Source organism: Streptomyces sp. CB02980 (genome assembly GCF_014451325.2).
GTDB lineage: Bacteria > Actinomycetota > Actinomycetes > Streptomycetales > Streptomycetaceae > Streptomyces.
Map to the genome: position 1 here is coordinate 272178 of NZ_JACSCH020000012.1, position 25100 is coordinate 297277.

Consider the following 25100-nt stretch of genomic DNA (forward strand, 5'->3'; position numbering starts at 1 on the left):
GCAGGCGCACGGACCCGGGGCCGGAAGGGCGGGGAGACGAGCGGGACGGAGGGCGGGGAGGGGAGGACTACTCCTCCAGCTCGCCCCCGCCGCCCTGGATCTGCGCGAGCCGGAAGACCACGAACTCGGCCGGCTTCACCGGGGCGATGCCGATCTCGCAGACCACACGGCCGAGGTCGACCGACTCCGGCGGGTTGGTCTCCGCGTCGCACTTCACGTAGAAGGCGTCCTCGGCGCGCTGGCCGAACAGCGCGCCCTGGCGCCACTCGTTGACGAGGAAGGCGGAGATGTTGCGGCGGATACGGGCCCACAGCGAAGGGTCGTTGGGCTCGAAGACGACCCACTGCGTCCCGACGAGGATCGACTCCTCGAGGTAGTTGAAGTAGCGGCGGACGTTCAGGTAGCGCCACGCCGGGTCGGAGGCCAGCGTCCGCGCGCCCCACACCCGGATGCCCCGGCCGGGGAAGGCGCGGATGCAGTTCACGCCGATCGGGTTGAGCAGGTCCTGCTCGCCGCGCGTGATCTGGAGCTCCAGGTCGACCGCGCCGCGCACGATCTCGTTGGCGGGGGCCTTGTGGACACCGCGCTCGGCGTCGTTGCGCGCCCAGACGCCGGCCATGTGGCCGGACGGCGGAACCACCCGGGTCTGGCCGCTCGCCGGGTCGAAGGCCTTGATCCACGGGTAGTAGAGGGCCGCGTACGGGGAGTCGTAACCGGCGATCTCCTGGCGCCACTTGCGGATGTCGCGGGCGTTCAGCGACGGCGGCGGGTCGAGGATCGCCATCCGGTCGCCCATCAGCTCGCAGTGGGCGATGAGACCGATCTGGACGGCCTTGACCTGCTCCAGGTCGATGAGCCCCTGCTGGTAGGCGGCCATCAGGTCGGGCACCGCGACCATGTTGATCTCGTCGTACGCCTCCAGGCCGCCGAAGCCGGTGCGGTCCGCGGAGTCGCCGATGAACTGCCCGGACTCCAGGGCGGCGGCGACGTCGGCGCTCGCGTCGACCTGAGCCGGGATCCGCGCCGGCGGGGCGAGCGTCACGGACTGCGCGTCGGGCCTGGCGAGCTGCCCGCCGGCCGCGGCCTCCTCCAGGACGATCGTCTTGGAACGCTGCTTGACCTGCGCGACCACGTAGTTGCGGGCGCTCTTCTTGGCGGAGGCGTCGAAGCTCTCGACGACCTTCTCGCCGTCCTTGACGACCAGCTTGAAGCGCTCGGCCTCGCCCTCGACGTCCTGCACCTCGACGGTGAGCGCCCCGCCCGCCTCGGAGCCGGCCGTGATCGCGGCGACCTTGAAGGTGCCGAGCGCGACGGCCTCACCGGCGACGAGCTGCGGCGCGGCGGCGGCTGCCGACGCGGCGGCCGATCCGACGGCGCGCGTGGCGCCCTGCGCGTCGCCACCGCCGACGCGCACGACGTACGCGGCGGTGCCGCCGTTGTTGAAGAACCCGTACACGGAGTGGGCGAGGTAGTACCCGTCCGTGAAGTCACCGAACGACGCCACGTACTGGGACCAGTTGGTGACGAGCACGGGCTCGTTGAGCGGCCCGACGGGCGCGAGCCCGACGAACGCGGCGACAGAGGTTCCGAGGCCCTCGATGGGACGGGAGCCGCTGGCGACTTCCTCGACGTAGACGCCGGGGGACAGGTACGTGGGCATGGTGCGTGTTCTCCTCGGAGAGCGTGGTTCTGCGGAATGCGGTGACTCTGCGGTGTCACAGCGTGGGGCGTGCGGTTGCCCGCGTCCGGCGTGCTGCGGTGCGTCGACCTCGTCCCGCTCGCCCTCCCCCCGACCGTGGACAGCGGTCGTACGCCTCCGACTCTCGCCGAGCCGCGCCGCCCCGAGCAGGGGAGAAGGGGCGCTCACGAGGGCAGGGCCGATTGCCCTCGCGGACATCGGACACCCGCCCGTCCGACCCGTGGTCCGTGCGGCCCGGCCCCGCGGTTCGTACGGGCGGCCCCGCGCACTTCCACGGCCCGACCTCGCGGTTCGCACGGCCGGAAGCCCGCGGTTCGCACCCCCGAGTCCCCGGCCCCGGCCGCTGCGGCACCCCCCACCGCGGCCGACGGGCTGCCGGGGCACGCCACGCTGCCCCCGAGCAGGGACTTTCGGGCAGCCCGACACCCTGCCCGCGCCCTTAACGTTCGCCCATGACCATGTGGACCTCTCTGGACCCGGCCGAGGTGACCGTCGAGCCCGGAGCACGGGCCGGCGCCCGACTGCGGGTGCGGAACACCGGCGACACCGTCGAGGAATACCGCCTCTCGCTCGTCGGCAAACCCTCGGGCTGGTCCCGGATCGAGCCGGACGTGCTCCGCCTCTACCCGGGCAGCGAGGGGACCGCCGAGATCTCCTTCGCCCCGCCCCGCTCCTCGGACGTGGAGGCCGGGCCCCTCGCGTACGGCATCCGTGTCGACCCCCGGGAGAGCTCCGGCGCCCGCGACGTCGTGGAGGGCCGGCTGACCATCACGCCCTTCACCGAGACGCGCGCCGAACTGCTGCCGCCCGCCCTGCTCGGCCGCTTCCGCGGGCGGGCCCGTATCGCCGTGGACAACCTCGGCAACACCCCGCTGACCGCGTCCCTCGTGGCGCGCGACGAGGCGAACCGGCTCACCTTCGACGTACGGCCGAACGCCGTGCAGATAGCCCCGGGCCGCGCCGCCTTCGGTGACCTCGTGGTGCGGCCGCAGGCCGTGCGATGGACCGGCGCCGAGGAGTCGCACCGGTTCACCGTGGCCGTCCGACGGGCCGGCGACGACACCACCCTCGACCTCGACGCCACCTTCGACCAGCGCCCCGTCTTCGGGAACTGGCTCGTCGTGGCGGGCGGACTCCTGCTGACCGCCGTGATCGCGTTCATCGTGCTCTGGATCAACTTCTCTCCGAAGGTCGTCAGCGCGGCGAAGGATCTCCGGGCGACCAACGCGCCCCGGCCCGCGCCGCAGGGCACCGGCGACGCGCTCCCCGACGCGCCGCCTCCGCCCGGCGGGACCGGAGGACCCACCCCGGGCGAGAAGCCGCCCGGCTCCCTGCCGCCCCTGACGGACGGGGGGTCGCCGGGCGGCGGCGACGGGACGGGTGACGGTCCGGGCGACGGCGGCGGACCGACCGAAGGCGGCGCACCCGGCGGTGGCGGTGGCGGTGGCGACGGTGGTGGAGGCGGCGGTGCCGACCCGACCGAGGGCGGTCAGGACCCCGGCGACGGTGACGGTGGCGGGGACCAGAAGCCGCCGCCGCCCCCGCCGGCGCAGCAGCTCACCCTGCCGCCATGGCGCCTCGGCTACCCGAAGGACCTCGTCGTCGAATTCGCCCAGGAGCGCCTCGCGAGCCTGGGGACGAGCAACGCCTGCACGCTCAAGCCGGGTTGGAACCCGGGTGTGATCGACACCCGGACCCGCGCCTCCCTCGCCTGCTACCAGCACGCCGTCGTCAATGACGGGATCAAGAACGGCAAGAACTCCGCCGCGATCTTCGACACGGACAATGAGGGCGAGCTGGGCCGGGCGACCCTCACGTCCCTGTGGGCCCAGCGCATCACGCCCGACTCGGTGAAGAGCGGCGCCAACACCATGCAGACCACCCAGCTGATGGCGGCCTTCTGGTGGGCCTACAACCGCCAGTCCGACGCCAAGGACCTGGAAAAGGCGCGCTGGTACGCCCAGGCCGGCATCGACTACCTGCGCTCGGACAAGCAGACGACCGCCCGGTACAACAGCAGCGTCGCCGACCACATACGCCAGTACCAGGCGGCCGTGGGACTGCCCGTCACCGGCGAGGCCGATTGGAACACGATCCGCAAGATGGTCGGCGGCAGCGTCATGTAGCCGAGCCGAGCCCCAGTGACTCGGCAGCACAGGAGAGGGGGCCACCCGCACCGGGTGGCCCCCTCTCCGTCGTCGCTCCCGCGCTCCGGCGTGGTTACGGCGCCCAGGGCGCCCGACCCTCCAGGACCAGCCGCCCCGCCTTCCGGTACTCGCGCCGCGCCCCCGCCCGTACGTCCGCGCCGGTCACCGTCGAGCCGCGGGCCGCGGCCAGGTATCCGGCCGTCACCGCGGCCGACCGGATCGCGCCGCCCGCCAGCTCGAACTCCTTGGCACAGCGCGCGATCTCCTCGGCCACGTCCGCCGCCTTCGGGGTGCCCGCCAGGCAGGAGTGCCACAGCGACACCCGCTGCTCGGGGTCGGGGAACGGAAAGTCCACGACCACGTCGAGCCTGCGCGTGAACGCGTCGTCGATGTTGGCCCGGAGGTTGGTGGTGAGCACCGCGATCCCGTCGAACGCCTCAAGACGCTGCAGCAGATACGCGCTCTCCAGGTTGGCGTAGCGGTCGTGCGAGCTCTTCACCTCCGACCGCTTGCCGAACACCGCGTCCGCCTCGTCGAAGAGCAGCACGCAGTCCGTGCGGTCCACCTCGACGAAGATCCGCTCCAGGTTCTTCTCGGTCTCGCCGACGTACTTGTCGACCACCGAGGAGAGGTCCACCACATAGAGGTCCAGGCCCAGTTCGCCCGCCACCACCTCGGCGCCGAACGTCTTGCCGGTGCCCGACTCCCCGGCGAACAGCGCCACGACACCGCGCCCGCGTCCGCCACCGGTGCGCAGCCGCCACTCGCCGAGGACCCGGTCCCTGTGACGGGCCCGCGCGGTCAGTTCGTGGAGCAGACCCAACGGCTCCTCGGGCAGCACGAGATCGGCGAAACCGACGGCCGGCCGGATCCGTCGGGCATGGCTGTCGAGCAGCGGTGCGGAGACCAGCCGGGCACTGTGCTGCACGTGCGCCAGGGTCGGCGCGGTGCCCTCGAAGGCGGCGAGTGCCCGCGCCGCCCGGGCCGCACGGCGGATCTGATCGCTGCTGAGACGGTACGCCGCCGTGGCCTCGGCCAGGTCGAAGTCATTCTCCAGGGAGCCGAGTTCACGCTGCCACAGGTCGGCGGTAGCGACCGCCTCGCCCGGTGCTTCGAGGGCCAGGAGTTCCGCGTCCGGCGCCCAATCGGGGTCGGGGGCTTCGGCGCCGGCGAGGACCACCGTCGTACCGGACGAGGCGAGCGCCCGGACCAGCGGCCCGGGCCGCTGCGGCAGCGGCTCGACGACCACGGCGGCGCCGCGCAGCCGTGCCTCACGCAGCACCGCCCGTGCCACCGCCGTGTCGACGCACTCGGGCCGGTACCGCAGGACGGGCCGTCCGGCTCCGAGCAGTGCCGCCACGACCGCATCCGTGGCGGCCCCCGGCACACGCTCCCGCAGATGCACGGTGACCGGCCCGGCGGCGGCGACCCGTTCGCCGAGCGGTGTGGTCGCCACGTCCGACTCCGCACCGGCGGGGGCCGGCGTCAACAACTCCACGCCGACCCCCATCAGGTGGGCGTCCGTCCGGGTGTCGTCGCCCAACAGGTGCGCCACCACCCGCTCGGGTACGCGCAGCGCACGACCCGGCAGCGGCCGGTCCTCGTCCTCGACGTCGAGCAGGCCCCCGAAGCGCAGCGGCGCGCCCGGATGGAAACGGTCACGTGCGGCGGGGTCGAAGGGGCCGGTACCCGCGAGGTCGAGGGCGAGCGCCATCGTGGCGCGGCGCCGCCCGACATCGTCGTTGAGGTACCCGTACAGCGCCTCGAAACCCCGCTCCACGTCGGGCGCGAGCGCCACGAGCAGGATGTGCGCGTCGAGCGGGGACAGCCCGAAGGCCCGTGCGAGTGCGCCGAGTCGATCGTCCCCGCCGAGGTCCGGCAGCGGGAAGGCGACGTCGTGTGCCTCTTGAATTTCGTGCGCCTCTTGAGCCTCGCGCGCCTCATGTGCCTCGTGGCCGAACGGCTCCGCGGAGATCCGGCGTGCGGCCTCCGCGGACAGGTAGAGCCCGCGCAGGGGATCACCGGCCGTGGGGTCACCGGCACTGCGTACGTCGACGAGCGCGCCGACCCGTGCGCGCAGGACGGCGAGGTGTGCGAGCAGCGGGGAATCGAGGACGGCCCGGGGGTCGCTCATGCGCCGGCCCCGTCCTGCGAGCCGCAGCCGCCGCTTCCGCTCTCCAGGGCTTCCAGGGCCTCCAAGGCCTCGAACGCCGCCAGACTCTCCTCGGCGTGCTCGGCGTGCTCGGCGTCCTTGGCCTGGTCGGGCGTCTGGGCCTGAGGGGCCACCCGTGCCACCCCCTGGCGCCGTATCATCCGGGGCCTCGATGTGGCAGGCACACCCGCGACGCCACGTACGACGATCTCCCCCTCGGTGACCGGCGGCGCCACCTCGTACACCGGCGTCACCGGGAACGGCGTGGTGATCACGACGTCCAGCGAGGGCTTCAGCTCACCGCCGAGCGCCGACCAGATGTCGGCGAGCGAGCGCGACTCGGTGGGCGGGACCGCGACGGAGATCGGCAGCTGGGTGGTGATCGAGCGCACCGACTCGGGCACCGTTTCGTCGGGCAGCACCTCGTGCGGGAGCAGCAGTGCCATCGCCCCCGACAGCAGCCGGTGCTCGTCCTCGGGCCGTGAGGTCCAGGCGGTCACCAGGTACGAGAGCCGGAACCAGCGCGGCGGTTGGCGCTTGCGGGTGACGATGCCCTGGGCGTCCCATTCGGCGTAGGCGCCGCGCTCGCGCCGGGCCACGTCCTCCCGGATGTCGTACAGATAGGCGTTCAGGGTCGGGGCGTTGCGGCGGGCCGCCCAGTCACGGGTCGGCGCGTCGAAGGCGACATCGCCCTCGACGGCGGGCGTCAGCAGCCGGCGCAGTGCCTCGTCGATCTCGTGCAGCATCAGATGTAGCCTTCGCGGAGCGCGTACGCGACGGCATGCGCCCGGTTGGTGAGCTGCAGACGCGTCATCAGCGCGTGCAGGATGTTCTTGACGGTGCGCTCGGAATAGGCGAGCTTCTCGCTGATCTGCCGGGTGTCGAGCCCCTCGGCGAGCAGCCTCAGGACGTCCACCTCGCGCGGCGCCATCCCGAAGAGCGGCGCCGCCCCTCCGGTGGCCGCGCCCGCCGTCGTCGCCCGCTGCAAGCGCCCCACCTGGTTCAGCAGACGGCTGACGAGGTCCGGCGGGAGCTCGCCGTCGCCGCGCGCCGCGCTGTGCACGGCGCTCAACAGCCGTTGCTCGGTGGCCTGATGACGCCAGATGATGGCCCGCACCCCGTACTCGACGACGGCCATCAGGTCAGGCTCGCGCAGCTCGCGCGCGACGAGCACGACACGCTGGTCCCTGCCGCGCAACAGGCGCCGCAGTTCGGCCGTGGTGGGCTCGTCGATCCGCTCGGCGAGCATCACCGCGACCGCCGGGGAGTCCCGGCAGACGTCGTCCTGGTCAGGGACAACGTCGACGGTCGGCTGATGCCTCAAATGGCTGATGAGCCCGGCCCGACTGAGTGGATCGGATGCGTGGACGGTCACCGTCACCCGCTTGGTGAGCACTTCCGCTACCTGCTCTTTCTCACACGCCTCGACCGTCCGTGCGCGGCCGCATGGTGAGGTCCCCGTGGTCTGCTGATGACTGGTCTGCTGTGGTGCTGTCGTGGCCGGCGTGCCGGCCACGGTGGTCCCTTCCAGGGTCTCGTGCGCCACTCACGTCCCGCTGCCGCCGTGCTAACGCATCGCTGTCGTCCTTCAGAACCACGTGCTCGGGCTCTGAACAGCCAATTCTCATGTGGCACAGCTCACTTGTGGTCGCTGGTGATCCGCTCCATGTCCGTCATCAGCGAATCCAGCCACTCCACGGCCGCGTAATACCGCCGAGGAGCCCCCGGCGGCTCGGCGGCGAAGTCGGCGAAGTCCCGTGCGCCGACGGCGACCGGTGTGCCGGGCGTGTCGCCGATGGGGTCCAGACGGGCGGAGACCAGGAGCATGCCCGCGGCCACCCGGTCGCCGATCCGGGTCACCGCCGCGGCCGGCTCCTGGGGCAGGGGCGGGACGACGGTCGGCTCGGGCGGCACGAGCAGCCGGTCCGCACCCCACAGGGTGTGGTGGCCGGACAGCAGGGCGGCCTGCCAGTCCTGGGTGTCGTTCGGCGTGTCCAGCTGCTTCGGCTCGCTCCGGTACTGCGCGTACGCCGATTCCGCCATGATCAGAGCGTGCTGCAACGACCGGTGGCCCGGCGAGGTGGCCACGGGGGCGCGCGCCCCGCCCGTGGCGAGCTGCGAGGTCGTGGCCACCACGGTCTCCGCGGCGCTCCGGAGCATCGTAGCCACCGACCGCCGCAACTCGTCATGGGCGCCCTTGGGCCAGGCGAGCAGCCCGAACACGGCGCCGACCGCGCTGCCCGCGACCACGTCGAGGAGCCGGAACTCGGCCAGCCGCCAGGTCGCGGGGGCCAGCTGGGCGAAGACCAGGGCGACGACCATCGTGAACATCGCCTGGGCCCACCCCACTCCCTTCACCGGACCCAGCGTGAAGGCGACCAGCATCAGCGGCGGCAGCGCGGCGGCGTACACCGTCGTGTCCGTCCCGACCAGAGCGAGCAGGGCGGCCACGACGACCGCCCCCAAGAGGGTCCCGGTGAGCGCCACCCGCACCGTGCTCCTCGTCTCCCGTGCCGTCGTACGGGTCAGGGTGAGCGTGGCGAGGAGCATCCAGAATCCGTGCGGCAGCGTGTCGAGGCCGGCGATGGTCCGGGCCGCCGCGAGTGCCAACGCGATGCGCACCGCGTTCTGGAAGAACACCGACCGCTGCCCCGCGTGGCCCGAGAGCCGCCGCCACCACAGCTGCGGTGCCCGCATGCGTGCGTACCAGAACCGCCTCGGTGCCGCCGCAGGGGCGGCCCTGCCCCGGACGGCGATCTCCGCCGCCATGGACACCGCCAGCGCGGCGTCGGCCACCTCGAGGACGGCCGCGTGGCGGCGCAGACCGGCGGGCGTGGCACCCGGCTCGGCACCCTCGGCCAGGGCATGACGGACAGCCTGGAGCCGGGAGCGGGCACCTCCGGAGCCCTCCCGGCCGCGCAGCAGGGACGCGGTCTCCAGGCACGTGTCGCGCACCGCGTGCAGCACCTCGGGCCACGCCCGCGCCTCCGCGGGGCCATCGGGCGGCGGCGGAAGCGCCGCCAGCCGCCCGAGCAGCGTGCGGGCGGCCAGACCGGTGTGCGCCAGGGCCCGGGCCCTGACACCGGGACCCGCGGGCCGTTCCGCCTCCGGCACCCGTGAGGACCGCAGGCCGCCGCTCAACTCCCGGGCGGCCCGCAGCGCCGTGTCGGTGAGCGTGTACGGGGCGGAGGCCAGGTCGTCGGCGCAGCGCCCCGCGTGGTGGGCGGCCCGGGCGGCCAGCTCGCGGTACGGGACGCCCGGCACGCGATCGGGCAGCAGGAACGCCTCGGCGAGGATCAGCAGCACCAGGCCGACCGTCGCTCCCACCAGCCGTTCCCCGAGGGTCTCGGGGACGTAGGGCGGAAAGGACGGCAGGATGTACATGAGTTGCAGCCCCGGAGCGGCGCCGGCCGGCCGCGGTCCTCCCACGGCCATGAAGGCGAGGACGAATCCGACGACCAGCATGCCGAGGACCGCACTCCACGTCCGTACGGACAGGTAGGTGCCGATCGTGATGAGCACCCAGCAGGCGGGCACCACGGGCAGCAGGGTCGCGGCGCGCTGCCGCCCGGTGCCGGGGATGTGCGACAGACCTGCCATCGCGACCGCGGCGAAGAGCGCGTAGGTGGCGGCGACGGCCGAGTCGAAGCCGTACAGGAAGAGATAGAAACCGGCGGCAGCGGCGAGCGTGACGCGCACCGACCGCCGTACGGCCGCCGCGTAGGCGGGCGGGAGCCGGGCCTTCGACAGCCGCTCCCCGGGAGTGCCACCCATACCCCCAGGATCCACCGGGACGCACCGTCCGGCATGCGGCGGCCCTCCGCCCCTGTGCCGATCGGTGCCACGGGCGGCCCGGCGCCCTACGGCCCGGCCCGGGACCCCCGCAGCGTGTCGCCGTCGCTCAGACCCCGGCCAGCAAGGAGGCACCGAGCGGGGTGAGGCTGTGCAGCACCGACGTGCCCGTCCGCACGGTGGTGATCAGACCCGCTCCGCGCAGGACCCCCGCGTGCTGGCTGGCGGCCGCGAGCGAGAGCGCCGCGCGCTCGGCGAGCGCCGTCGTGGTGGCGGGAGACCGCAGCAGCGCGAGCACCTGCGCCCGATTGCGCCCGAGCAGCGCCGCCAGCGCATCCGGCCGCTCACCGGACCCGCCCGCGCGGCCCGCGCCGGCCCCGTCGTCGTACAGGGGATAGACGAGGACGGTCGCCGCCTCCGGGCGGTACATCACCATCGGGCCGGTCGCGAACCACGACGGAACGAGCAGCAGGCCACGCCCGCACAACGGGATGTCGTACGTCGAGGCGGACGGCAGGTGCAGCGTCGGCGGCTGCCAGTTCCAGGTGGTGCCCAGCGTGGTGAGGAGGGCGTCGACACCCCCGCGCAGCAGCATCTCCGCCCGTAGCGCCCGATCGGTCAGGGCGTCGCTGCGGATCCGTGGCCAGAGCGGCTCGATTGCCGTACGGAAGTAGCCGCGCGTGTCGTCGACCAGGGCCGCGGAGGCGGCCGGTGCGCCCTGGGCCAGGTCGTGGGCCCACCGGCCGGGGCGGCCCAGGCCGCCGTTCCAGCCGGAGACCTCCGGTATCCCGAGATCGATCGCGAGCCGCTCCGGCGGCGTCGAGGCGGCCGCCTCCAGGGCCTCGGCGAAGTCGTGCGCCGACGGTTGCAGCAGGAAGTCCGGGACGAATCCGTCCTCGGTGAGCAGCTCGGCGAGGACACCCGCCCCGAGGTTCGTGCCTCCCGGCAGGGAGGCGTGCCACTGCCGGGCCGCGGTCCGTACCCGCGCACCCCGGCGCAGGCCCGGACGCAGGCCCAGACGGAGACTCAGAACGGTCTCCGACAGCACGTTCGCCGCCGGGGCGAGCGTGATCCGACACAGATCGGCGGCCGTGAAGTGAAGGCGGATCATGCCGACCGATTATCGGCCCCACGGCTCCTTTCCCCCAGAGGGAACGGCGCACCCGTTCACCAGACGTGACGGCGGACCCTTTCGCCCCTACGTGAAAGGCGATGCGTCGCGGAAGGCGAGGGAGCACGCTCCCCGTGTCCACCTCGCAGAGCCGCCTCGCCGAGCTCCCCCGCCGAACCTCCCCCGGAGGAACATCCATGCGCCGCGCCCCCACCCGTACCGCCTGCCTCGTCGCCACAGCCCTGCTCACCGCCCTCGTCGGCGCGCCCGGCCCCGCCGTCGCCCGGGACCTGCCCGACACCTATGTCGTCTCCCGGGCCCCCGGCGTGCTGCCCGAGGGGATCGCGGTCACCCCGGACGGCACCCTGTACGTGTCGTCGGACGGCACGGGCGCGCTGTACCGCGGTCACATCGGCCGCCCGGACCTGCGGCCGTTCCCCGCGCAGGGACTGAAGGACCGCACCAGCACCCTGGGCGTCCACACCGACCGGCGCGGCCGTGTCCTCTCGGTCGGCGGAGCGACCCTGACCGTCCACGACCGGCACGGACGCCTGCTCGCCACCCGTACGGCCGCCGGCGGACCGCTGGGCGCGCCCGACCTCAACGATCTGACCGTGACGAAGGACGCGGTGTACGTGACCGACTGGGCCAACCCCGTGGTGTACCGGGCGGACCTGCGGGACGGAACCGTCGGTCCCCTGGAACCCTGGCTGGACATCCGTGACGCCTTCCCGCAGTTCCCTGCGCAGTACTGGCTGTTGAACGGCATCGTGGCGAACGGGTCGGGCACCACCCTCCTGGTCGCCTCCAACGGCACCGAGGCGGTCTGGCGCGTCGACACCGCCGACCGGACCGTCACCCGACTCTCCCTCGGCGAAGAGTCCTTCGGACCCGACGGCATGGTGCTGCGCGGACGGACCCTCTACGCCGTACTCAACTACGGCGCCCCGCACGGGGTCTACATCGCCCGTCTCGACTCGGAGTTGCGCACGGGCACGGTGACCCACCGCCTGACGCATGCATCCCCCGGCGGCGAACCCTTCGACCTGCCCACCACCCTCGCCCGGCACGGCTGCCGCCTCTACGTGGTGAACAGCCAGCTGGACGAGCCGCCGGGCCGGCCCCCGTACACCGTGAGCGCCGTCGACGACCCGACCTGCCGCACCTCCTGACCCCTGCCGGGTGGGCCGCCGTCCCGAGGGACGACGGCCCACCGGGACGGCTTACTGCGTGGCCGGCACCGTGTCCTGGAAGGCCGTGCCCGCCGTGCGGTACGCCCCGACCTTCGCGGCCACCTGCGCCGGGGTCAGGACCTGGTCCTTGACGTGCAGCACGTAGTCGACCTTCTGGTCGTAGGACCGCGGTGTCGTCGAGGTCTGGCCGGCGAGGTCGATCAGCCACTGGTTGAAGTTGATCGACATCGGGCGCTCGGGCAGGTACCGGGCGTCGTGCCGGCCGAACTCCTGGCCGTCGACGTAGTAGACGATCGCGTTGTCGTCGATGGTCAGCACGAGGTCGTGCCAGCCGTCGTAGCTCGTCCGGGCCTCGGAGTGCTGGTTGACGGCCTCCCAGGGGTCGGGCCGGTAGGTCTCCCACGACGTGGTGTAGAGGATGTCGGCGGGCTCGCCCCAGCCCCCGTTGGGCAGGTACTCGAAGTCGTACTCGGCGTAGTCGTCGGCCATCGGCGCCTTGAGGTCGTTGATGGTGAAGAAGGTCTGCACGACACGGTCGCCGTCCGGACCCGACACCGGCGCGTCGGAGAAGCGCACCCGCGCCGCATACGTGCCGTTCTTGAACTTCGAGGCCCGCGTGAGGATCTCGGTGTGCCGGGTGGACTCGCCGGTCCCGGCGGTCGAGCTCCGCAGGTTCATGATCGAGTTCGTGCCCTCCTTGGCGAAGGTGACGTTCTCGGGCGCCCAGGTGGCACCCGGCACCCCGGGGCCGCCGGAGTTGGACCGGACGCTCCAGCCGTGGGCGCCGATCGCCGGGTCGGTGTGTCCGGTGTAGTCGAAGTCGTCGAAGAGCGTGGCCCCGTTGGGCGGCGGGGTGGTCGGGGGAGTGGTCGGGTCGGTGGGCGTCGGGGTGGGTTCGTTACCCGCCGGGGCGGTGCCCCAGACCGGCACGCCGCCCACGGTGGCCGTGACCTTGGACCAGTTGGCGTACGTCGTCTGGGTGGGCCCGAAGGAGTAGTCGTCGCTCTGGTTCAGCGACTGCCAGTTGGAACGGTGGAAGCGCAGCTGCATGTCGCCGGTGTCCGCGCCGGGGGCGAGGGCACCGGCGCCGGCGGTGAAGCCGATCTCCAGATAGCGGTCGGCGGTCGCGGTGGGGTTGGCGAGCGTGCCGAAGGTGCCGGTGAGGTTCGCGCAGCCCTTCACCGCCCAGGAGCAGGCGTAGGTGTACGAGGCTCCCGCGTCGGCCTTGAAGTAGTAGCGCACCTTGACCTGGCTCAGCGGAACGCTCGACGAGCCGGTGTTGACCACCTTGAGCCACGGTTCGACCTGATCGCCGCCGGTCGAGCTCTGCCGGTACTGGACGGTGACCGCCTCACCGGCGGCCGCCGCCGGCAGGGCGGTGAGGGCGGTGGCACCGAGCCCGGTCACCGCGGCGACGGCGAGCGCGGCACGGATCTGCAGGCTCCTGCTCCTTGTGGGGTCGTTCATGGTGATTCCTCTCCTTGGGTGGGGTGCTTCCCGGGGTGCTTCTGTCTGTGGACGGGGTCATGGGGCGGGGGTGAGGAGGGGCGCGGGCGGCAGGCGGCGCGGCACCCCGAGGGCGTCGAGCCGTGTCCGGTGGTGGCGAAGGCGCTCCTGGAAGCCGGGCCAGTCGTGGCGACCGGTCCAGACGACCTCGGCGAGTGCGCAGAGCCGCGGAAACGTGAGGTACTCGGCGTGCGCGGTGGTGGGCACGTACTCGGTCCACAACTGCACCTGGGAGCCGAGGACCTGGGACGCCTCCTCCGGGCTCCAGTCCGCCGGGGCGGGGTCGTTGCCGTGTACGGCGCGCAGGTCGACGACCTCGCCTGCCTGGCCCGGCGGTTCGGCCGGGCTGGCCGACTGGGGGTAGTCGAGGTAGGTGGTGCGGTGGGGCGCCATGACGACGCGATGCCCGCGGCGGACGGCCGTACGACCGTGGTCGGCGTCGCGCCAGGGCATGACGGTGAAGTACGGCGGGAGGTCGGCGCCGTTCTCGGTCCAGCTCAGCGGCAGTCGCCCCGCGTCGAGGAGGTGCCGGCCGATCCGCTCCATGAACCAGCCGTGCAGGGCGGCGGGTCCCGCCAGCCCCTCCTCGGCCGCCCTTCGGCGCGCGGCGGGCGAGTCGTGCCACTCGGTCGTGGGGCACTCCTCGCCGCCGATGTGCACGTACGAGGAGGGGAACACGTCCATCACCTCGTCAAGGACGGTGCGGCAGAAGTCGAGCGCTCCGTCGTGGACGCCGAGGATCGTGTCGCACACGCCCCACCGGTCCCAGACGTCATAGGTACGGCCCGGCTGGTTGCCGAGCTCGGGGTAGGCGGCGAGCGCGGCCCGGACATGCCCCGGCATCTCGATCTCGGGCACGACGGTGACGCCGCGCTCCGCCGCGTACGCCACCAGGCCGGTGAGCTCCGTACGGGTGTAGGCACCGCCGTGCGGCAGTCCGCCGACCTCGGTGAGCCGGGAGAGCGCGGCGACCGGCATGCGCCAGCCCTGGTCGTCGGTGAGATGGAGATGGAGGACGTTGAGTTTGTGGAGGGCGAGGAGGTCCACGTATCGCCGGAGGTAGGAGACGGGCCGGAAGCGGCGGGCGACGTCGAGCATGGAGCCGCGCCAGGGGAAGCGGGGGGTGTCGGTGATCTGGGCGCAGGGCACGGACCACGCGACGCCGGTCACGGGCTCGGCGCGGAGGGCCTCGACGGGCAGCAGCTGGCGGAGGGTCTGGATGCCGGCGAGGAGTCCCCGCGGGCGGGCGGCCCGCAGCAGCACCCCTTCGGCGCCGACGGTGAGGCCGTATCCCTCCTCGCCGAGGCCGGTGAGGGCGCGGTCGAGCGCCAGGACGACGGAGCCGTCCGCACGCGCGGGCAGCGGCAGACCGGTGGCCGGGCCGAGCAGGGTGCGCAGCAGTCCGGCCGCGCCTTCTGCGCCGGGTGAGACCTTGAGCGCTGTCGAGTCGGTGAAGGTGAACGTGCCGGGCAGGAGCTGGAGGTGGGTGGGTTCGGGGACGAGTCGGGGCTGGGGCATCGCGGTGCGTTATCCCTTCACGGCTCCGCCGGTCATTCCGGCGGCGACCCGGCCCTGCAGGACCAGGAAGAGGACGAGGACGGGCAGGGCGAAGAGGGTGGAGGCGGCCATGGTGGCGCCCCAGTCGGTGCCGAAGACATTGGAGAAGGACGACAGCCAGACGGGCAGGGTCCGGTCGTCCTGGTTCTTGATGATGAGCATGTTGGCGAAGGCGAACTCGTTCCAGGCGGTGATGAACCCGAAGAGCGAGGTCGCGAGCAGCCCGGGGGCCAGCAGCGGGAGCGTCACCCGGCGGAACGCGGCGGTGCGGGTGCACCCGTCGACCTGCGCGGCCTCCTCCAGCTCGGCCGGGACCGCCGCCAGGAAGGAGCGGAGGGTGACGATGGTGAAGGGCAGGGTGACCATGAAGTAGACGAGGCTGAGCGTCGCGAGCCGGTCGAGCAGGTCGGCGTCCCGGGCGATCACGTACATCGGGATCAACAGTGCTTCCCAGGGCGCCACTTGGGCGATGAAGACCATGAGGATGAAGCCCCGTCGGCCGCGCCAGTTCATCCGGGCGACGGCGAACGCCGCGGCCAGCGCCACCACGAGGGCGAGCAGGACGCAACCGGCGGTCACGAGCAGGCTGTTGCGCCAGAAGATCCAGAACCCGTCGGCGGCCACGGCGTTCCGGAAGTGCTCCAGGGTGACGGAGACGGGCAGGAACCGCGGTGTCTCGGACTGGATGTCGCGGGTCGGCCGGAAGGCCGTGAGGACCATCCAGTACACCGGGAAGACGGCCAGGACGAAGACGAGCGCCGCCGCGGTGTTCAGGGGGAGTCGGCGCAGGGCGCGCGGTGTCACCGGTCGGCCTCCTGTCGGAGCATCTGGCGGAAGTAGGCGATCAGCACGGCCACGAGGAGGAGGACGGTGAGCGTGGACACGGCCGCCCCGAGGTCGTAGCGGTGCAGCGACTGGGCCACCCGATAGGCGTACACGGGCAGTGTGGTCGTCGCCTCGCCCGGCCCGCCCTTGGTCACCGCCCAGATCTGCGCGAAGCAGCGGAAGACCCAGATGACCTCCAGACAGAGGACGAGACCGAAGATCGGGCGCAGCAGGGGAAGCGTGACCGAGCGGAAGATCCGCCAGGCCCCGGCCCCGTCGAGCCGGGCCGACTCGTACAGCTCGGCGGGGACGGTCAGCAGCGCCGAGTGCAGCGTGATCGCGGCGAAGGGCACCGACTGCCAGACCACCAGCAGGACCAGGACGGTGAAGGCGGCGGGGCCGTCCGCCAGCCACGAGTACCCCTCGAAGGACTCGAACCCGAGCCGTACGAGCACCCAGTTGACGACCCCGAGCCGAGAGGCGAAGAGCCACTGGAAGACGGTCGTGGTGGCGATGACCGGGCTGGCCCAGGCGAGGACCAGACCGGTCGTCACCAGGATCCGCATCCGCCGGCCGAGCCGCTGCATCATCAGGGCGACCAGCGTGCCGATCACCATGATCAGGACGACGTTGATCAGGGTCCACCAGAAGGTGCGCCGGACGACCTCCCAGAACTCGGGGTCGGCGAGCACGGTCCGGTAGTTGCGGAACCCCACGAACGCGGCGTCGCCACGGATGAGTTCGCCCAGGCCGTACTCCTGGAAGGAGATCAGCAGATTGCGGGCGAAGGGATATCCGAGGAGGAGCAGACCGCCGAGGACGGTGGGGGCGACCAGGAGGTAGGGCCAGAAGGCCGCTCGGTTCGACCGGTCGGGGAGCCGTACGGCGGGGCCGCTCACGAGCCGAGGGTCTTGGTGATGCTCTGCGAGGCGGTCGCGGCCGCCTGTGCGGGATCGGTACCGGTGAGCACGGCGGTCATGTACTGCTTGATCGGGTTGGTGGCCTCGACGGCCGCCCACTGCGGGGAGTTCGGCGTCGCCCGGCCCTGGGCCGCGCCCGCGGCCATGGCGGCCGTCCCCTCGTCGTCCTGGATCACGCGCGCGAGCGAGGTGCGGTTGGGCACGTAACTCATCGTCCTGGCCATGTCCGTCTGCCACTTCTCGCCCGTCAGCGCCTTGACCACCTCGTACGCGGCCTCGGGGTGGGTCGACGCCTCCGGAACGATGAGGTCGGAGCCGCCGGTGAAGACCGCGCCCGGCTTCCCCGCGGTCTTGCCGGGGACCGGGAAGAAGCCGAGCCTGCCCTTGAGGGCGGGGTTGATCTCCTCGACGATCTTCGCGCCACCGGGTACGGCGATGATCTGGGCGACCTCGCCCTTGGCGAAGACCTCGGCCTGCGGGGGCTTGGCCTCGTCCGAGTCCTTGGGTCCCTTGCCGAGGGCCTGGAGCTGCCGGTAGAAGTCCATGCCGGCGCGCGCCTGGGCGGTGTCGAGCGCCCCCTTCCACGCGGACCCGTCCTTGACCGCGAGGTCGCCGCCCTCCTCCCAGATGAAGCCGGAGAGGGTGTACCAGTTCTGGCCGGGCAGGTAGATGCCCTGGGTCTTGCCCCGGTTGAGCTTCGCGGTGACGGTGAGCCACTCGGCCTGTGTCTTCGGGGGAGTGGTGACGCCCGCGCGGGCGAACAGGTCCTTGTGGTAGATCACGACCCGGTTGGCCGCGTACCAGGGGATGCCGTACTGCCTGCCGTCGACCTTCCCCGGCTCGGCGAGCCCCGGCAGCCAGTCCGCGCCGGTCAGCTCGGCCGTCTTGTCGGTGAGGTCGCGGACGCCGCCGCTCGCCGCGTACTGCGCGATCTGGGTGTTGCCGACCTCGATGACGTCCGGGGCGTCCTTGCTGGCGAGGGCGGCCGTGACCTTCTCACCGATGCCGTCCCACTCCTGGATCTGGATGTCCAGGCCGATGTCCTTGTGCTCCGCCTCGAAGCCGGTGCGGAAGCGGTCGAGGAAGGCGTCGGTGACGCTGTCCTTCATGATCCATACCGTGACCTTCTCCGGTCCGCCGGAGGCTGCCGGGTCGCCCGATCCGCCACAGGCCGTGGCGGTGAGGGCGACGGTCGCCGCGAGGGCGACGGAGCCGGCGAGAGGACGAGTCTTCACGGGCACCTCGATGCATTGTTGACCAATTGGTCAAGTGGTCAGGTGTGTGACCAGAAGGTGGCACGGTCGAGAGGAGTCGTCAATCCCTTGAAAAACATGGGTTGTTCACCGGGTCTCAGCTCAGCCACTGTGGCTAGTATCGGATTTACCAGTTGACCAGTCAGGGTGAGGGTGGGCGGCATGAAGGACGGCTCCTCCAGCGGGGTGCTGAAGAGGGAGCGGGTACGGGAACACCTGTTGGGCCTGATCGAGGCGGGCGGCCCCGGCGACCCGATCCCCTCCGAGCGCACCCTCTGCGCCACCCTGGGTGTCTCCCGGCCCACCCTGCGCGCGGCCGTCGACGAACTCGTCGCGACCGGCGCACTGGTGAGGGAACACGGCCGCGGCATGTTCGTCGCCCCCGCCAAGATCACCCAGCGGCTCGCACCGGACGACGCGGCCTTCACCGTCCCCCGCGCGTCGGGCAGCTGGTCCAGCACCGTCCTGGAATCCGCCACGATCCGGGCCGGTGCCCGCATCGGCCGCAGGCTCCGCCTCTCGCCCGCCGCCGAACTGCTCTACGTCGCCCGCCTCCGCCTGGTCGACGGCTCACCCATGGCCATCGAGCACCTGCACATCCCTGCGGACCTGGTGGGCGCCGCGCTCACCCCGGAGGAGCTCGAAGCGGGCGACCTCTACGACCATCTGCGGGAGCACCACCGGGTCCACGTCCAGGAGGCCACCCAGTCGATCGAACCGACCGTCGTCAGCGAGGACGAGGCCGCGCTCCTGGACGTCCCCGTCCTCTCGCCCGCCCTGCTGATCGAACGCCTCACCCTCGACACCGCGGGCCGCCCCGTCGAGTACGTCCACTCGGTCTACCGGGGCGACCGCTACCGCATCGTCTCCCGCCTCGACTTCACCCGCGACGGCCTCGTGACCTCCTCGACGGAGGGGGATGCATACTGACCGGCAGCGGAACGACGCACGGGGGAGTGGACGGCATGGAGCTGAAGCGGGAACGCGTACGGGAGCATCTGCTGACCGTGATCGAGAGCCGCCGTCCCGGCGATGCCATCCCGTCCGAGCGCACCCTCTGCACCACCCTCGGCGTCTCCCGGCCCACCCTGCGGGCGGCGGTCGACGAACTCGTCGCCACGGGCCTGCTGGTACGGGAACACGGCCGCGGCATGTTCGTCGCACCGGACAAGATCACCCAGGAACTGGTCGCCGAACACCGGGCGGCGGGCGCGCCCCGGAGCCGGGGCGACTGGACGAGCTCGGTGCTCGCACTCCGCACCGTACGGGCCGGCGCCCGCATCGGCCGCAGACTGGCGATCTCCCCGGCGGCGGAACTCGTCCACGTGACGCGCCTCCGGCACGTCGACGGCGCCCCGATCGCCCTGGAACACCTCCACGTCCCGGCCGACCTGGTCCCCGGACTCACCGCGGCCGACATGGAAGGCGGCTTCTACGCCCATCTGCGGGAGCGGCGCGGCATCCGGCCGGCCCACGCGGTCCAGTCGATCGAGCCGACGGTGCTGAGCGAGGAGGAAGCGGCCCTGCTCGACGTGCCGGTCCTGTCACCGGCCCTCCTCTTCGACCGGATCACCTCCGACACGAACGGCAGACCCGTCGAGTACGTCCGCTCCCTCTACCGGGGCGACCGCTACCGCATCGTCTCCCGCCTCGCCCTCGGCGACGGCCCGCCCGGCGACCCGGCGACGGACGCGGCACGGGGCGGGACGTGGTGGGGGACGGTCGAGTGACGAGCGCTCTCGGTGCGCCGGGCGAGCACGTCACGGGTGAGGGCGAGGTGGGACTCCTCCTCGGGGCGCGTGGCCGGTTCGCCACGGCGCCCGGGCCGTCGCACCCACGGCGCGAGGCTCCGGCCCCGGGGCCGTGCCCTCGCGTCAGTACCGCAGGACCGTGCCCTCGACGATGTCGAGTGCCTCCGCGGCGATCAGGCCGCGGGCCCGCTCCGCGCCGTGGGCATCCGCCTCGACGGCCACGAGTACCGGCGGCGCCGCCCGTCCGGCGCGTGACCGTCCTCGTCTCCTCGGGCGTGGGCTCGCGGAAGACCGGGTCGTGGAAGGCCGTCGGGCAGCTGACGAAGGCCGGGTCGGAACAGCAGCGCGGGGGCGAGCCCGAGCCTCGGAGCCGCTCCTCGAGCGCGAGCAGCGCAGCCGTGTCCAGGATCTTCACCTCACGCGGAGCCGGCTGATCGAGACCCGTTGTCACCGGACGACCGGCGGCAGCGGTTCACGGGCCGCGTGCCAGGCCGCCGGGAGGGCGGCGACTCCCGTCCGCGCGGCGATCACCCCGCCCGCGATGGCGCAGGTGGTGTCGATGTCACCGCGCCCGGCGACCGTGAACCACAGGCCCTCGTGCAGGTCGTCGAGGTGCCCCGCCGCACACCACAGCGCGTAGGGAACGGTGTCGGGCCCGGACATCCGGTAGCCGGAGCCCAGGACCTCCGCGGCGTGCCGGACGGAGGTGCGCTCCGGCATCCGGGCCGCGATGCGCAGACCCGAGCGGACGTCGCCGTCGGGGAGGCGCGCGGCGACGGACCGGAGGAACTCCGGCCGCGCCGGAGCGGGTCCGCCCCGGCTGCGCGTCGCCAGCGCGGCGGCGAGGGCGACCGCCACCGCCCCGGCGACCGCCTCCGGATGGTGGTGCGAGACCGTGCTCTGGCGGGCTGCCTGCTCGGCGACGACGTCGAGATCGGCGGCGTGCCAGGCGCCGAGCGGGGCGACGCGCATGGCGGCGCCGTTGCCCCAGGAGCCCTGGCCGCCGAACTGTCCGGCGACCACCTCCCGCCAGGGTTCGCCCGCTCCGATCCGACGGAGCACGTCATGCATCGAAGCCCCGTACCCCCGGTGCGTGTCGTCGGCGTAGGCCGCCGCGAGGCCGAGGGCGAGACGGTCCTGGTCGACACCGCCGTCACCGTCGGCGAGCTCCCGGACGAGAACGAGCGCCTGGGCGGTGTCGTCACTCCACTGCCACAGCGGCTCCGGAGGCAGCGTCCGCGTCTCCAGGGCCGCCGGGCCCTCCCGGCGCAGGATGCCGAACCATCGGTCACCGAAGGCGTCACCGAAGGCGAGCCCGTGCAACGAGTCGAGGGCGGCGGCAGGCACGTTGATCATCGGACGAGTATCACAGCGGGTCGACGTCCCCGGCACCGCGTTTATGCCTCACGGTGCGCCCGACCGCCTCAGCGCCGGTGCGCCACCGCCGGCAGGGCAGGCCAGGTGATGCCCGTCCGTTCTGACGCCCCGGCCGCGGTCCGTCCTGACGCCCCCGGCCGCCCGGCGGTGAGCCGGGCGGCCGGGGGCGTTGCGGAGGAGCCGCGTGCCGCTGCCTCGGTGTTCCTACGCCGTGGCCAGCGCCAGCGTCGGCGACAGACGTGACGCCCTGACCGCCGGGTACAGCCCCGCCACCGTGCCGATCGCGAGCGTCGCCGCGAAGCCGCCGCCCACCGCCCACAGCGGTACGACCCACGGCAGCCCGCCCGTCGACGCGTACACCCCCGTCGCCGCCCCGCCGAGCGCAACGCCCGCCAGGCCGCCGAGGCCGGACAGCATCAGGGACTCCGTCACGAACTGGATCCTGATCTGACCCCTGGTCGCGCCCAGGGACCGGCGGAGGCCGATCTCGTGGCGGCGTTCGAGGACGGAGATGATCATCGTGTTGGCGACGCCGACCCCGCCCACCAGAAGCGCGATCCCACCGAGTCCCAGGAGCAGCGTGGAGAACGCTCCCTCCGTCGCCGCCTTGGCCTTGAGCGCCGACGACGGATCGCCGACCGACACGTTCTGCGGGTTCTGCGGATCGATCGTCGGAGCGAGCAGCTGCTGCACGTCCTCCACGGACGCGTCGGCGGACCGCTCGTACACCGTCGTCGGATGCCCGTCGAAGCCCAGCAGTCGCTCCGCGCCCGCCCAGCCGACCAGGGCCGACCGCTCGATCTCGGGCGCGAGCGGCAGCGGGTCGAGGATGCCGATGACCGTGAAGTACCGGTCGTCGATCCAGACCTGCCGGCCCGGCTCGGTGATCCCGAGCCGCTCTGCGGCGACATGGCCGAGGACCACGGACGGGTAGCGGCCGGTGGCGGCGTTCAGCCAGGTGCCGGACGCGAGCCCGCCCCTGAGGACGTCGAGGAGACCCTCCGTCGCCGCCTTCACCGCGATCCCGCCGGTCTCGGCCTCCGGGATCTTCTCGGAACGGCGCACCGAGCTCCTGAGGTCACCGGTCCCGGCGGCCTCCTCCACTCCCGCGATCCGGCCGACCATTCCCACCGCCTCCTTCGGCAGCTTGACCTCCTGCCCGCTGAACATCCCCTCGCCCGGCTTGGCGACCAGCATGTTCGTACCGAGCGCGTCGAGCTGACGCAGCAACTGGGCCTGGCTGGACGCGGAGATGCCGACGACCGCGATCATCGTGGCGATGCCGATGGCGATGCCGAGGGCCGAGAGCACCACGCGTACGGGCCGGCTCCGCAGCCCGGCCGAGCCGACGTGCAGGACGTCCCGCGGACCGAGCCGAGCGGCCGTGAGTCTTCTTGTACGGGACATCAGGCCGCGACCTTTCCGTCACCGGAGGTGTCCGATGCACCGGGTGTGTCAGACACACCGGCCCCACCGGACGCGGGCGACGTATCGGCCACCACCCGCCCGTCCCGTATCCGCACCTGCCGCGGCAGCCGCCCCGCTATCTCCGTGTCGTGCGTGATGACCGCGATCGTCGCGCCCTCCGCGTTGAGTTCGTGCAGGAGCGCCATCACCGCCTCCCCGGACGCGGAGTCCAGCGCACCCGTCGGTTCGTCGGCGAGCAGCAGGGCCGGCTCGCCGACCACCGCGCGCGCGATGGCGACACGCTGCTTCTGCCCGCCCGACAGCTCGTGCGGCCGGTGCTTCATCCGGTCGGCGAGGCCCACCCGGGCCAGCGCCTCGGCGGCCATCCTGCGCCGCCGCGCGCGGGGAAGTCCGGAGTACAGCAGCCCCTCGGCCACGTTCTCCAGCGCACCCACGCCCGGCACCAGATGGAAGGCCTGGAAGACGAAGCCGATGCGGCGGGCGCGCAGCGCCGACAGCCTGCGATCCGACAGGGAGGCGATGTCGTGCCCGGCGATCTCGACCGTGCCGGCGCTCGGCCGGTCCAGGGTGCCGACGATGTGCAGCAGCGTCGACTTGCCGGATCCGGACGGCCCGACGATGCCGAGCAGCTCCCCTTCCCCGATGGTGAGATCGACGCCGTCGAGGGCACGGACGCCGCCCGCGTACTCCTTGGTGACTCCGCGGAGGCGTACGACCGGCGTCGGCGTCCCACCGGGCGTCGGGGTCGAGCCCGTGGCCAAGGCCGAGGTCGTCGTCATGCGGCCGGCACCCCGACCTTCATGCCCTCGCGCAGCCCCTCGCCGCTGACCTCGACCCGGCCCTGCCCGAACATGCCGAGCTCGACCTCCAGGTCCCGGGCCGTGCCGTTCTCGACGACCTGGACACCGAAGCCGCCGCCGGGCAGGGCGAGCAACGCGTTCACGGGTACGGTCAGGACGTCCCGGCGCGTCTCACCGGTGAGGTCGACGGTGACCGGGGACTGGTCGATGCCCTTGACCTTCTCCGGCTGGTCGAAGGAGACCGTGACGGAGATCTTCGGCGTCCGGTCCTGCGGATCGTCGCCCGCCGACGCGGTCTTCCCGACGGCCGACACCTTCCCCGGAAGCTCCGTACCGTCCGGCAGCCGGACCTTCACCCGCGTCCCGGTCTTCGCCGACTCCGCCTCCGACACGGGGATCTTGAAGCGTACGACCCGCTCGGAGCCGGTCACGGTGAGCACAGGACCGCCCGGCGCGATCCGGTCGCCGGGCGCGGCGCCCGCCTCCTTCACCCGTACCGCACTGCCCGCGAAGGCGATCTGGTCAGGGCCGACGGTGCCGGTCTGCTTCAGGTCGTGGGACTTCTGCCACCGCTTCACGGCGGCGGCCGTCTTCGCCGTGTACTCCTCGTCGACGTCGAATCCGACGTACCCGAGGGCGGCGAGGTTCTCCTCCAGCCGGCGTACGTCCTTGCCCTTGTCGCCGGTCCTGAGCGTCCGGTACATGGGCTCGGCGCCGTACATCAGACGGACCGGGCCGCCCTCGACCTCGTACAGCCGCTCGTCCCGCTCGACGACCGAGCCGGTCGCCGCGACCCAGGTCAGGACCCCGGCCGGACCCGCGTTGATCTTCCGTTCGCCAAGGTGGCCGAGGGTGCCGTCCTGCTGGGAGCTGTTGCTGAGGTCGCCCCGGGTGACCGGCGCGGTCGCGGCCGGCAGCCCCTTCGCGTCGGCGGCGCCACCGGATCCGTCCGCCGCCTTGTCGGGCGCGGACACGGCGGTGACCGCCGCGCCGCCGCCCGCGACGGCGACGATCGCCGCGAGGGCGAGCACCAGCCGGCGCCGGGCCATCGGCCGCTCGCGGCCGCTCATCGGGCCACGCTCTCGCACGCCTTGGCGGCCTTGTCGAACTTCTGCTTCTCCGCGCCCTGCGGTATCGGCATGGCCGCCTGCGCCCCGCCGTCGAACTTCGGGTCGGGCATGTTGAAGCCGTTCTCCCGCATGCACTTCGCGTATGCGAGCGCCTTGTCCTTGTCGGCCTGCGTCGGCTCCTTGCCGAAGCCGGCGCCGCCGGCCTTGTCCTGGCAGGCCTTGAACGCCTTCTCCATCTTCTCCTTCGACATGCCGTCACCGCCGATCGTCAGCCCGACGCCCTGCTCGCCCGGCTTCGGCTCGGGCACGTCGAGACCCTGCTCGCGCAGGCACTTGCGGTGCTCGAAGGCCTGGTCGGCCTTCTTTCCCTCGTCGCTCACGCTCCCGTCCTTCTTCCCGCTCCCTGAACTGCCCGAGTCCGAGCCCGATCCCGAGCAGGCGGTGGCGAGCAGGGTGAGGGCGGCGGCCAGGGAGGTGGCGGCGGCGGCCCGGGTGATCCGTCGAATCGTCATGGCGTGG

At 72.7% G+C, this 25100-nt stretch carries 20 protein-coding genes; 4 read left to right on the plus strand and 16 right to left on the minus strand.

Annotated elements, in window-relative coordinates; translation table 11 throughout:
• Nucleotides 1-67: 67 nt before the first annotated feature.
• Nucleotides 68-1660, minus strand: coding sequence for a phage tail sheath subtilisin-like domain-containing protein (locus E0F75_RS25150; protein ID WP_187624832.1), 1593 nt, complete (start codon nt 1658-1660; stop codon nt 68-70).
• Nucleotides 1661-2151: 491 nt separating this feature from the next.
• Between E0F75_RS25150 and E0F75_RS25155 the strand changes: the two genes are divergently transcribed.
• Entirely contained in the window at nt 2152-3825 is a 1674-nt protein-coding gene (locus E0F75_RS25155; RefSeq protein WP_187624833.1) for a peptidoglycan-binding protein, read from the plus strand.
• Nucleotides 3826-3919: 94 nt separating this feature from the next.
• On the opposite strand, the gene E0F75_RS25160 is transcribed toward E0F75_RS25155, so the two are convergent.
• From E0F75_RS25160 to E0F75_RS25180, 5 genes are all read right to left on the minus strand, one after another.
• Complete coding sequence (locus E0F75_RS25160; RefSeq protein ID WP_187624834.1) at nt 3920-5980, minus strand: ATP-binding protein; 2061 nt, start codon at nt 5978-5980, stop codon at nt 3920-3922.
• Entirely contained in the window at nt 5977-6744 is a 768-nt protein-coding gene (locus E0F75_RS25165; protein ID WP_187624835.1) for a DUF4255 domain-containing protein, read from the minus strand. The genes E0F75_RS25160 and E0F75_RS25165 overlap by 4 nt, the downstream gene beginning before the upstream one ends.
• Nucleotides 6744-7394, minus strand: a complete 651-nt coding sequence (locus E0F75_RS25170; protein WP_187624874.1) for a LuxR C-terminal-related transcriptional regulator — start codon at nt 7392-7394, stop codon at nt 6744-6746. Before E0F75_RS25170 ends, E0F75_RS25165 begins: the two co-directional genes overlap by 1 nt.
• A 242-nt stretch (nt 7395-7636) precedes the next feature.
• Nucleotides 7637-9772, minus strand: a complete 2136-nt coding sequence (locus E0F75_RS25175) for an FUSC family protein (protein ID WP_187624836.1) — start codon at nt 9770-9772, stop codon at nt 7637-7639.
• A 127-nt stretch (nt 9773-9899) separates the two neighbouring features.
• Complete coding sequence (locus tag E0F75_RS25180; protein ID WP_187624837.1) at nt 9900-10901, minus strand: helix-turn-helix domain-containing protein; 1002 nt, start codon at nt 10899-10901, stop codon at nt 9900-9902.
• 197 nt (nt 10902-11098) lie between these two features.
• Between E0F75_RS25180 and E0F75_RS25185 the strand changes: the two genes are divergently transcribed.
• Nucleotides 11099-12073 (plus strand): hypothetical protein, encoded by a 975-nt coding sequence (locus E0F75_RS25185; protein ID WP_187624838.1) that lies wholly within the window; start codon nt 11099-11101, stop codon nt 12071-12073.
• A 51-nt stretch (nt 12074-12124) separates the two neighbouring features.
• On the opposite strand, the gene E0F75_RS25190 is transcribed toward E0F75_RS25185, so the two are convergent.
• The 5 genes from E0F75_RS25190 to E0F75_RS25210 are packed head-to-tail and all read right to left on the minus strand — an operon-like array spanning nt 12125 to nt 18137.
• Nucleotides 12125-13561 (minus strand): cellulose binding domain-containing protein, encoded by a 1437-nt coding sequence (locus tag E0F75_RS25190; protein ID WP_187624839.1) that lies wholly within the window; start codon nt 13559-13561, stop codon nt 12125-12127.
• A gap of 57 nt (nt 13562-13618) precedes the next feature.
• Nucleotides 13619-15118, minus strand: coding sequence for a beta-N-acetylhexosaminidase (locus E0F75_RS25195; protein WP_187624840.1), 1500 nt, complete (start codon nt 15116-15118; stop codon nt 13619-13621).
• A 9-nt stretch (nt 15119-15127) separates the two neighbouring features.
• Nucleotides 15128-15961: a carbohydrate ABC transporter permease gene (locus E0F75_RS25200; RefSeq protein WP_187624841.1), complete on the minus strand. Its 834-nt coding sequence runs from the start codon at nt 15959-15961 to the stop codon at nt 15128-15130.
• A complete protein-coding gene (locus E0F75_RS25205) occupies nt 15958-16881 on the minus strand; it encodes a carbohydrate ABC transporter permease (RefSeq protein WP_229312832.1) in 924 nt (307 codons plus the stop codon). The genes E0F75_RS25200 and E0F75_RS25205 overlap by 4 nt, the downstream gene beginning before the upstream one ends.
• Nucleotides 16878-18137, minus strand: coding sequence for an extracellular solute-binding protein (locus tag E0F75_RS25210; protein WP_187624842.1), 1260 nt, complete (start codon nt 18135-18137; stop codon nt 16878-16880). The genes E0F75_RS25205 and E0F75_RS25210 overlap by 4 nt, the downstream gene beginning before the upstream one ends.
• Nucleotides 18138-18317: 180 nt before the next feature.
• On the opposite strand from E0F75_RS25210, the gene E0F75_RS25215 reads away from it, so the two are divergent.
• Both E0F75_RS25215 and E0F75_RS25220 read left to right on the plus strand, forming a co-directional pair.
• A complete protein-coding gene (locus E0F75_RS25215) occupies nt 18318-19085 on the plus strand; it encodes a GntR family transcriptional regulator (RefSeq protein WP_187624843.1) in 768 nt (255 codons plus the stop codon).
• A 35-nt stretch (nt 19086-19120) separates the two neighbouring features.
• The gene (locus E0F75_RS25220) at nt 19121-19885 is read left to right on the plus strand and encodes a GntR family transcriptional regulator (protein WP_187624844.1); all 765 of its coding nucleotides are present in this window, start codon (nt 19121-19123) and stop codon (nt 19883-19885) included.
• 468 nt (nt 19886-20353) lie between these two features.
• Here E0F75_RS25220 and E0F75_RS25225 read toward each other — a convergent pair whose 3' ends face one another.
• The 5 genes from E0F75_RS25225 to E0F75_RS25245 all read right to left on the minus strand — a co-directional run bounded on the left by E0F75_RS25225 (nt 20354) and on the right by E0F75_RS25245 (nt 25093).
• Nucleotides 20354-21262 (minus strand): ADP-ribosylglycohydrolase family protein, encoded by a 909-nt coding sequence (locus E0F75_RS25225; protein ID WP_187624845.1) that lies wholly within the window; start codon nt 21260-21262, stop codon nt 20354-20356.
• 225 nt (nt 21263-21487) lie between these two features.
• Nucleotides 21488-22690, minus strand: a complete 1203-nt coding sequence (locus tag E0F75_RS25230) for an ABC transporter permease (protein ID WP_187624846.1) — start codon at nt 22688-22690, stop codon at nt 21488-21490.
• Nucleotides 22690-23490: an ABC transporter ATP-binding protein gene (locus E0F75_RS25235; RefSeq protein WP_187624847.1), complete on the minus strand. Its 801-nt coding sequence runs from the start codon at nt 23488-23490 to the stop codon at nt 22690-22692. Before E0F75_RS25235 ends, E0F75_RS25230 begins: the two co-directional genes overlap by 1 nt.
• A complete protein-coding gene (locus tag E0F75_RS25240; RefSeq protein WP_229312833.1) occupies nt 23487-24581 on the minus strand; it encodes a peptidoglycan-binding protein in 1095 nt (364 codons plus the stop codon). The genes E0F75_RS25235 and E0F75_RS25240 overlap by 4 nt, the downstream gene beginning before the upstream one ends.
• Complete coding sequence (locus E0F75_RS25245; RefSeq protein ID WP_187624848.1) at nt 24578-25093, minus strand: hypothetical protein; 516 nt, start codon at nt 25091-25093, stop codon at nt 24578-24580. The genes E0F75_RS25240 and E0F75_RS25245 overlap by 4 nt, the downstream gene beginning before the upstream one ends.
• Between the last annotated feature and the right edge of the window lie 7 nt (nt 25094-25100).

Coding starts and splice junctions, on each gene's coding strand:
- E0F75_RS25150 (WP_187624832.1), bottom strand. CDS start 1,660: ATGCCCACGTACCTGTCCCCCGGCGTCTACGTCGAGGAAGTCGCCAGC.
- E0F75_RS25155 (WP_187624833.1), top strand. CDS start 2,152: ATGACCATGTGGACCTCTCTGGACCCGGCCGAGGTGACCGTCGAGCCC.
- E0F75_RS25160 (WP_187624834.1), bottom strand. CDS start 5,980: ATGAGCGACCCCCGGGCCGTCCTCGATTCCCCGCTGCTCGCACACCTC.
- E0F75_RS25165 (WP_187624835.1), bottom strand. CDS start 6,744: ATGCTGCACGAGATCGACGAGGCACTGCGCCGGCTGCTGACGCCCGCC.
- E0F75_RS25175 (WP_187624836.1), bottom strand. CDS start 9,772: ATGGGTGGCACTCCCGGGGAGCGGCTGTCGAAGGCCCGGCTCCCGCCC.
- E0F75_RS25180 (WP_187624837.1), bottom strand. CDS start 10,901: ATGATCCGCCTTCACTTCACGGCCGCCGATCTGTGTCGGATCACGCTC.
- E0F75_RS25185 (WP_187624838.1), top strand. CDS start 11,099: ATGCGCCGCGCCCCCACCCGTACCGCCTGCCTCGTCGCCACAGCCCTG.
- E0F75_RS25190 (WP_187624839.1), bottom strand. CDS start 13,561: ATGAACGACCCCACAAGGAGCAGGAGCCTGCAGATCCGTGCCGCGCTC.
- E0F75_RS25195 (WP_187624840.1), bottom strand. CDS start 15,118: ATGCCCCAGCCCCGACTCGTCCCCGAACCCACCCACCTCCAGCTCCTG.
- E0F75_RS25215 (WP_187624843.1), top strand. CDS start 18,318: ATGAAGGACGGCTCCTCCAGCGGGGTGCTGAAGAGGGAGCGGGTACGG.
- E0F75_RS25220 (WP_187624844.1), top strand. CDS start 19,121: ATGGAGCTGAAGCGGGAACGCGTACGGGAGCATCTGCTGACCGTGATC.
- E0F75_RS25225 (WP_187624845.1), bottom strand. CDS start 21,262: ATGATCAACGTGCCTGCCGCCGCCCTCGACTCGTTGCACGGGCTCGCC.
- E0F75_RS25230 (WP_187624846.1), bottom strand. CDS start 22,690: ATGTCCCGTACAAGAAGACTCACGGCCGCTCGGCTCGGTCCGCGGGAC.
- E0F75_RS25235 (WP_187624847.1), bottom strand. CDS start 23,490: ATGACGACGACCTCGGCCTTGGCCACGGGCTCGACCCCGACGCCCGGT.
- E0F75_RS25240 (WP_229312833.1), bottom strand. CDS start 24,581: ATGAGCGGCCGCGAGCGGCCGATGGCCCGGCGCCGGCTGGTGCTCGCC.
- E0F75_RS25245 (WP_187624848.1), bottom strand. CDS start 25,093: ATGACGATTCGACGGATCACCCGGGCCGCCGCCGCCACCTCCCTGGCC.